5 protein-coding genes are annotated in these 9,004 nt (G+C 66.4%); all 5 read left to right on the top strand.

What is annotated here, in order from left to right:
- Window positions 1-193 precede the first annotated feature (193 nt).
- The 5 genes from C7C56_RS26885 to C7C56_RS30215 all read left to right on the top strand — a co-directional run bounded on the left by C7C56_RS26885 (window position 194) and on the right by C7C56_RS30215 (window position 8,988).
- Window positions 194-1,339, top strand: a complete 1,146-nt coding sequence (locus C7C56_RS26885) for an alpha-hydroxy acid oxidase (RefSeq protein WP_106760407.1) — start codon at window positions 194-196, stop codon at window positions 1,337-1,339.
- Between the two features lie 124 nt (window positions 1,340-1,463).
- Entirely contained in the window at window positions 1,464-2,894 is a 1,431-nt protein-coding gene (locus C7C56_RS26880) for an EAL domain-containing protein (RefSeq protein ID WP_181373378.1), read from the top strand.
- 327 nt (window positions 2,895-3,221) lie between these two features.
- A complete protein-coding gene (locus C7C56_RS26875; RefSeq protein ID WP_229459024.1) occupies window positions 3,222-4,847 on the top strand; it encodes an MFS transporter in 1,626 nt (541 codons plus the stop codon).
- A 91-nt stretch (window positions 4,848-4,938) separates the two neighbouring features.
- Window positions 4,939-6,285: a glucarate dehydratase gene (gudD, locus tag C7C56_RS26870; RefSeq protein WP_106760404.1), complete on the top strand. Its 1,347-nt coding sequence runs from the start codon at window positions 4,939-4,941 to the stop codon at window positions 6,283-6,285.
- Window positions 6,286-6,570: 285 nt separating this feature from the next.
- Window positions 6,571-8,988 carry a BNR-4 repeat-containing protein gene (locus tag C7C56_RS30215; protein WP_229459023.1) on the top strand — a complete coding sequence of 806 codons (2,418 nt, stop codon included), beginning with the start codon at window positions 6,571-6,573 and terminating at the stop codon, window positions 8,986-8,988.
- Window positions 8,989-9,004 lie beyond the last annotated feature (16 nt).

The following is a 9,004-nucleotide window of genomic DNA, read 5'->3' as shown; positions in this document are numbered from 1 at the left end:
GAGCCCGATTTTGGCGATGGCGCGCGTGCGCGCGGGCGCCGCCGCCGACCCGGTGGCGTGCTACCGCGCGGCGGGCTACCGCGACGCGGTCGCACAGGCGCGTCCCGCCAAGGCCGGCGCCAGCGGCAGCGGCATCGTATGATGGGCCCCTGCCGCACATAGGAAAGTGAACGCACACAGGAAAGTGAAGACAATGCGATCAATGCACTGCATCGAGGATCTGCGCAAACTGGCCGAGAGGCGCGTGCCGAGGATGTTCTACGACTATGCCGACTCGGGCTCGTGGACCGAATCGACCTACCGCGCCAACAGCGACGACTTCGGCAAAATCAAGTTGCGCCAGCGGGTGGCGGTCGACATGACCAACCGCACGCTGGCCACCACCATGGCGGGGCAGCGGGTGGCCATGCCGGTGGCGATCGCGCCGACCGGCCTGACCGGCATGCAGCACGCCGACGGCGAAATCCTCGCGGCCAGGGCGGCCGAGGCGTTCGGCATTCCGTTCACGCTCTCGACGCTGTCGATCTGCTCGATCGAGGACATCGCCGCGCACACCAGCGCGCCGTTCTGGATGCAGTTGTACGTGATGAAGGACCGCGCCTTCATCGAGCGCCTGATCGAGCGCGCCAGGGCCGCCAAGTGTTCGGCGCTGGTGCTCACGCTCGACCTGCAGATCCTCGGCCAGCGCCACAAGGACCTGCGCAATGGCCTGTCGGCGCCGCCCAAGCTGACCATCAAAAACATCGCCAACATGATGACCAAGCCGCGCTGGTGCATGGGCATGCTGGGCACCCGGCGGCGCGGCTTCGGCAATGTGATCGGCCACGTCTCGGGGGTCGACGACATGGGCTCCCTGTCGGCGTGGACCGCGCAGCAGTTCGATCCGGCCCTGTCGTGGAGCGACGTCGAATGGATCAAGCGGCGCTGGGGCGGCAAGCTGATTTTGAAGGGCATCATGGATGCCGAGGACGCCAAGCTGGCCGCGCAGTGCGGCGTCGACGCGCTGATCGTCTCGAACCACGGCGGCAGGCAGCTCGATGGCGCGCCGTCGAGCATCTCGGCCCTGCCCGGCATCGTGGAGGCGGTCGGCAAGGAGCTCGAAATCCATATGGACGGCGGCATCCGCTCGGGCCAGGACGTGATCAAGGCGCTCGCGCTGGGCGCGCGCGGGGTCTACATCGGCCGGCCCTTCCTTTACGGGCTGGGCGCGGGCGGGCAGGCGGGCGTGGCGCGCTGCCTCGAGATCATCCGCAACGAACTCGACATCACGATGGCGTTTTGCGGGCATCGCGACATCCGCGACGTCGGCAGGGACATCCTGCTGCCGGGCACATTTTGAACGCATAACGCACCAATCCGGGACCGTCGACGCACCGCGATCGTGCCGCGGCGGCGCGTCGCGCCCGGTGGCGGTGGCATGGATGTTGCGTCAAGAGCGTTACACCACCACTCAAATGCCGTCCATGGAAAATCTGTCGTCCATCCGCCACCCAGGCGCCAGCGCCGCGCCGGACGCGCGGATCGCTGCCACGCTGATTGTTCCATTGTGCCGGCTGCGGGTGCCCGATCCGGCCGAGGACATGGTCGCCTTCGGCCGCTGGTGGTGCGACGCGCGCAGCGGGCAACTGGTGCTGTCGCCGACCGCGGCGCGCTTCTTCGGCGTCGAAGCCGGCTGGCACGCCTCGGGCGCCGCCTGTTGCGCCCGTCTCGCCGCGGGCGACCGCAACGCCCTGTTCGCGGCCATGGCCCACGGCGCGCCGGCCAACTGCGAGGTGTCGGTCACCAGCGAGCGCGGCGCCTTGCGCTCGCTGCGCATCGTCAAGCTGCCCGCCACGGGACCGGACATGGCCGACGCCGGCCTGCTGATCGACATCACGCAGGCCAAGTACGCTGCGGTGCGCGAGCGGCTCAGCTTCGAGTCGACGCAACTGCTGGTGGGAACCGGCTCGGTGGCCGAGGCGGTGACCAGGATCATCGAGCTCGTCTGCCTGCACCTTGGCTGGGAGTGGGGCGCCTACTGCGCCATGGAGGGCGCCAACTTCGCCTCCCCCAAGCTCGTGTGCAAGCAATCGTGGCACGATCCACACATCGCGCTCGAGGCCTTCAGCCAAGACAGCCTGAAACGTCGCATGGCGCCCGGCGAGGGGCTGGTGGGCGCGGTCTGGAGGACCGGCTGCGCGCAGTGGATCGAGGATCTGCGCAACGAGGCCTCGTTCGTGCGCAGCGAGAGCGCGGCCGCGTGCGCCCTGCGCGCCGGCTATGCGTTTCCGGTCTCGTTCGTGTTGGCCGACGGGCGCCGCCGCAGTTTAGAGATCGTGCGCCCCGACGTGTTCATCCCGATCGCCGAGCAGAGCCGCTTCATCGTGCAGCTCGGGCGCTGGGTCATTGAAACCGCGTGCCGCGACCTGGCGCTGCTGCAGCGCTCCGGCTTCGAGCGCTTGCAACTGAACGTCAACATGGCGGCGCCGGAGTTCATCGACGCCTGTTTGCCCGACCAACTGCGGGCGCTGGTCAACGCCTGCGGCATCGCGCCGGGGCACCTGTGCCTCGAGCTGACCGAGGGCATGGTGATGACGCACGCCGACAAGGTCATCCCGATCATGCTCGCCCTGCGCTTGCATGGCTTCAAAATCAGCCTCGACGATTTCGGCATGGGTTACTCGTCGTTGTCGCGCCTGAAGGAGCTGCCGATATCGTCGCTCAAAATCGATGGCTCCTTCGTGCGCGGGCTGCCGCACGACCCCGGCGACTGCGCGATCGTGCGCTCGATCATCGACCTGGGGCGCCACATGCATCTGCAGATCATCGCCGAGGGCGTGGAGACGGACGCCCTGATGCTCTATCTGCGCAACTTCGGATGCAACCTGATCCAGGGTTTTCTGCTCAGAGGCTGAGAGTTTTTCGGGCGTGCCCGAGCAGCCCGCCAGAAAGCGGCAGATCGAGGCGCAAAGCACAGCCATAGCGGGCTATGGCGAGCATTTGCAACGACGAACTGGCGCTTTCTGGCGTGCTGAGCGGGCATGATCGAAAGACTCTCAGCCTCTCAGCCGGCCGCTGGGGCTCGATGAACTGATCCGCCTGCACGGGACAAATTTCGGAGGCTAGTCGTTTTTGCATAGCTGCCGGGCCAGCCATTCAAAAATGCATTGGTGGGGGGAGGCGTTGGCCGTTGGCCGGCATGCTACAATCGAGTTGTACGATATCTGATGACGGAGGGCAAAATGGCAGCACCAACGCCGCCTGAGTTGCACAGCGCTCCCGGCGGGCCCGGCGCTGAGTCGCTTTCGGCGCTGGCGCCGCTGCGCCAGCCCGACTACCGCATCCTGTGGAGCATCTGGCTCACGGCCAACGTCTGCATGTGGATGAACGACGTGGCCGCCGCGTGGACCATGACTTCGCTCACCAGCTCGCCCCTGCTGGTGGCGCTGGTGCAGACCGCCTCGACCCTGCCGATGTTTATGTTGGGCCTGCCGAGCGGGGCGCTGGCCGACATCCTCGACCGCCGCCGCTACTTCATCGCGACCCAGTTCTGGGTCGCCGCGGTGGCGCTGCTGCTGTGCGCGGCGGTGCTGGCCGACGCCATGACGCCGGCCTTGCTGCTGGCGCTGACGGCGGCCAACGGCATCGGCCTGGCGATGCGCTTCCCGGTGTTCGCCGCGATCGTGCCCGAGCTGGTGCCGCGCGCGCAGCTGCCGGCGGCGCTGGCGCTCAACGGGGTGGCGATGAACGCCTCGCGCATCGCCGGGCCGCTGATCGCGGGCGCGCTGATCGCCAGCGCCGGCAGCGTCTACGTGTTCGTGCTCAATGCGGCGCTGTCGCTGTTTTCGGGCGCGCTGCTGATCCGCTGGCGCCACGTGCACCGGCCCAGCCCCCTCGGGCGCGAACGCCTGCTCAGCGCGATGCGGGTGGGGGTGCAGTTTGTGCGCCAGTCCGCGCGGGTGCGCGCGACGCTGCTGCGCACGGTGATTTTTTATGCGCACTCGATCGCCTTGCTCGCCTTGCTGCCTTTGGTGGCGCAGGCCCTGGCGCGCGGCGCCGCGAGCACCTTCACGCTGCTGTTGGCCTGCATGGGCGTCGGCGCGATCGCCGGCGCCTTGCTGCTGCCGCGGCTGCGGCTGCGCTTTTCCAGGAACGCCCTGATCGTCGGCGGCACCCTGTTGCAGGGCGCCGCCAGCGGCGCCGTCGCGCTCAGCGGCAACACCGCCCTCGCTGGCCTGGCGATGCTGGTCGCCGGCGTGGTGTGGATGGTGGTGGCGAACTCGCTGACGGTGTCGGTCCAGATGGCGCTGCCGGACTGGGTGCGCGCGCGCGGCATGTCGATTTTCCAGATGTCGATGATGGGCGCGAGCGCGCTCGGCGCGGCCGTGTGGGGGCAGGTGGCCAGCATGGCCGGGGTCCAGGCCAGCCTGCTGATATCGAGCGCCTGCGGCGCCGCCGCCATGCTGGCCGTGCGCTGGCTCGCCGCCGACCTGAGTTTGGAAGAGGAGGACATGACGCCGACCCACGAGATTCCCGCGCCGGTGGTCGAAGGGGCGCCGGCGGCGGGACATGTGCAGATCACGATCGAGTACCGGATCGACCCGGCGCGCGCCGCCGAATTCCGCCTGGTGATGCAGGAAAGCCGGCGCAGCCGCCTGCGCCAGGGCGCGCTGAGCTGGGAGCTGATGCGCAGCGTGACCGCGCCCGGCTGCTACATCGAGCGTATCGTCGACGAGTCGTGGACCGAGCACCTGCGCCGTTTCGACCGCGTGACCAAGGCCGATGTGGCGCTGCGCGACCGCAAGATCGCCTACCACCTTGACGCCGAGGCGCCGAAGGTGACGCGCTGCATCATCGACATTTTCTGAGCTGACGGAAAATGCTCACCAAGTTGATTCCTGCCAATTTGTCTCGTAACTATACTGTTATGCGACGAGTGATAAGCAGATTGGAATTTTGATGAACAACGATCGAGACCGCAGCACGGCGCCCATCATCACGCAAATGCGCGTCGTGCCGGTCGCCGGCAGGGACAGCATGTTGCTCAACCTCAGCGGCGCGCACGGCCCTTACTTCACCCGCAACATCGTGATCCTGACCGACAACGCCGGCAACACCGGCCTCGGCGAGGTGCCAGGCGGCGAGCCGATCCGCAAGACGCTCGAGGACGCGCGCCAGTTGCTGCTGGGGCAGTCGATCGGCAACTACCAGGGCCTCCTCAACAAGGTGCGCGAAACCTTCCGCGAGCGCGACGCGGCGGGCCGCGGCCTGCAGACGTTTGACCTGCGCGTGACGATCCACGCGGTCACGGCGCTCGAGGCGGCGCTGCTCGACCTGCTCGGCAAATTCCTCGACGTGCCCGCCTGCGCCCTGCTGGGCGACGGCCAGCAGCGCACCGAGGTCGAAATGCTCGGCTACCTGTTTTACATCGGCGACCGCACCGCCTGCGATCTCGAGTACGTCAGCGAGCCCGATGGCCCGGACGCCTGGTCGCGCGTGCGCCACGAAAAGGCGATGACGCCCGGGGCGGTGGTGCGGCTGGCCGAGGCGGCGCACGCGCGCTACGGCTTCAAGGACTTCAAACTCAAGGGCGGCGTGCTGCGCGGCGACGAGGAGATGGAGGCGGTCACCGCGCTGGCCGAGCGCTTTCCGCAGGCGCGCGTCACGCTCGACCCGAACGGCGCCTGGTCGCTCAAGGAGGCGATCCGCCTGTGCCGCGGCAAAGGGTCGGTGCTGGCCTACGCGGAGGACCCGTGCGGCGCCGAAGACGGTTATTCGGGACGCGAGGTGATGGCCGAATTCCGTCGCGCCACCGGCCTGCGCACGGCGACCAACATGATCGCCACCGACTGGCGCGAGATGGGCCACGCGATCATGCTGCAGTCGGTCGACATTCCGCTGGCCGATCCGCACTTTTGGACCATGCAAGGTTCGGTGCGGGTGGCGCAGATGTGCAACGAGTGGGGCCTGACATGGGGATCGCACTCGAACAACCACTTCGACATTTCGTTGGCCATGTTCACGCAGGTTGGCGCGGCCGCGCCGGGGCGCATCACCGCCCTCGACACGCACTGGATCTGGCAGGACGGCCAGCGCCTGACGCGCGAACCGCTGCGGATCGTTGACGGGAAGATCGCGGTGCCGGCCAAGCCGGGCCTGGGCATCGAGGCCGACATGGACGCGATCGAGGCGGCGCACCAGCTTTACCTGAGCAAGGGCCTGGGCGTACGCGACGATGCGATCGCGATGCAGGTGTTTTTCCCGGGTTGGAAGTTCAACAACAAGCGCCCAAGTTTCGACCGCTGACGGCCACACGTCGCTTCCATATACACATCGTCTTTCCCGCGGAGGCGGAAAAGCCCGTCATTCCCGCGCAAACCACACCCGTCATTCCCGCGAAAGCGGGAACCCATGATGAGCGTCCAGTTACGCTGCCCACCACATTTTGGACGCGAACAGCGACGATTTTTTATAGTTGGATTGCAAATGATTCATGTCCTAGATCTGTTCCGGCTCAATATGGGGCAAACGCGCGCGTTTGCACTTCGCGGGAATGACGACGGTGGTTTGCGCGTGAATGAGAGATTCGGTATGCGCGTGAATGACGGCGGTGGTTATGTTTTCGTTGTCGTTCTTTTGGCCGCAGCGCTGTTCGGCGGCTGCGCCACGAGCCCGCCGCAAAACGCCGCACGCATCGTCGACGTGGCCCAGGGCTGGGCCGCCAACTCGGTCAACGCGACCGTGTTCCGCAAAAACTCCCTGGTCACCCACGGCCAAACCCAGTACATCGCCTTCTACGACAAGGACGGCTATGTGGTGCTCGGCAAGCGCGCGCTCGGCGCCGACGCCTGGGCGCTCAAGCGCAGCGCCCACCGCGGCAACGCCGCCGACGCCCACAACAGCATCAGCATCATGGTCGATGGCGCCGGTCATCTGCACATGGCCTGGGACCAGCACAACAACCGCCTGCGCTATGCGCGCGGCGCCAGTCCCGGCTCGCTGGACCTGAACGCAAAAACGCCGATGATCGGCAGCGACGAGGCCGCAGTGACCTACCCGGAATTCCATCGCCTGCCCGACGGCAATCTGCTGTTTCTATATCGGGACGGCGGTTCCGGCCGTGGCAATCTGGTCATGAACCGCTACGACCTCGCGAGCGGCGCCTGGACGCGGCTACACAACAATCTGATCGGAGGGGAGGGCAAGCGCAACGCCTACTGGCAAGCCTTCCTCGACCACAAGGGCACCTTCCACCTGTCCTGGGTCTGGCGTGAATCGCCCGACGTCGCCAGCAACCACGACATGGGCTACGCCCGCTCGCGCGACGGCGGGGTGAGCTGGACCAGATCGGACGGCACGGCCTACCAGTTGCCGATCACGGCCGCTGGCGCCGAATACGCGATGCGGATTGCGCAAAACAGCGAGTTGATCAACCAGACCTCGATGGCGGCCGACAAGCACGGCAACCCCTACATCGCCAGTTACTGGCGCGAGGCCGGTTCGACGGTGCCGCAATACCAAGTGGTGTTCCATTCCGGTGGCGCCTGGAAGCGCCTGAGCCTGGACTTCCGCGCCAAGCCGTTCTCCCTGAGCGGGCACGGAACCAAGGCGATTCCGATTTCGCGTCCGCAGATCATGGTCGACATCCAGCAGGACAAGCCGTCTGGCGTGCTGGTTTTCCGTGACGAGGAGCGTGGCAGCAAGGTGTCGGTCGTGCGCATCGACGACTTCCGCCCGGGCGGCTGGTCGGTGCACGATTTAACAAACACGCCGGTGGGCGCCTGGGAGCCGAGCTTTGACACCGAGTTGTGGCGCGACCGTGGCGAACTCAATCTCTTTTTGCAGGATGTGCGCCAGGTCGACGGCGAGGGCCTCGCCAGCGTGAAGTCAAGCACGGTGCAGGTGTTGGTATGGCGCGCCGATAAGCCAAACGCCCCGCAACCCGTCGCGACCAAGGCCGAGGTGCGCGCCGCGCTCGAACTGGCCAACAATTACTGGCAGAGCGGCAAGGCACCAGAACAGTCGGCGTTCTGGGACGTGGCCGCCTACCATACCGGCAACATGGAGGCCTACCGCATGACCGGCAATGAAGCCTGGCGCGGCTATTCCACCGCCTGGGCCGAGCACAACAAGTGGAGTTCGGCCGCCAACTCGACCAACAAGGCCAAATGGAAGTACAACTACGGCGAGTCCGCCGAACACGTGTTGTTCGGCGACTGGCAGATTTGCTTCCAGACCTATGTCGACCTGTACCAGCTCGACCCGCGCAAGGATGGACGCAAGATCGCGCGCGCGCTCGAGGTCATGGACTATCAGATGCGCACCGCCAAAGACGATTACTGGTGGTGGGCCGACGGTCTTTACATGGTCATGCCGTTGATGGTCAAGCTGCACAAGGTCACGGGCGAGCGGCGCTATCTCGACAAGCTGCAGGAGTATTTTCTGTTTGCCGACCAGTTGATGTTCGACGCCGAAGCCGGCCTGTACTACCGCGACGCCAAGTACGTCTACCCGAAGCACAAGAGCGCGAATGGCGGCAAGGACTTCTGGGCCCGGGGAGACGGCTGGGTGTTCGCCGGGCTGGCCAAGGTGCTCGCCGAGCTGCCCAAGACGCACGCGAGCCACGCGCTGTTCTTGCGGCGCTACCAGCAGATGGCCAAGGCCCTCAAGGCCTCGCAGCAGCCGGAGGGCTATTGGACCCGCAGCATCCTCGACCCGGCGCACGCGCCCGGCCGCGAGACCAGTGGCACCGCCTTCTTTACCTACGGCTATCTGTGGGGGATCAATAACGGCATCCTCGACAGAGCCGAGTACACCCCGGTCGTCAACAAGAGCTGGACCTACCTGAGCAAGGTCGCATTGCAGCCGAATGGAAAACTCGGCTACATCCAGCCGATCGGCGAGCGCGCTATTCTGGGACAGGTGGTCAACCAGGAGTCGACCGCGCCGTTCGGCGTGGGCGCCTTCTTGCTGGCCGCCGCCGAAATGCACCGCTTCCTCGAGCGCTAAGCACACAATAAGGGAA

Origin of the sequence: Massilia glaciei (assembly GCF_003011895.2) — a bacterium.
Classification (GTDB): domain Bacteria; phylum Pseudomonadota; class Gammaproteobacteria; order Burkholderiales; family Burkholderiaceae_D; genus Telluria_A; species Telluria_A glaciei.
The sequence above is the reverse complement of the archived record's forward strand: the minus strand, read 5'-3'. Positions and strand labels throughout refer to the sequence as shown.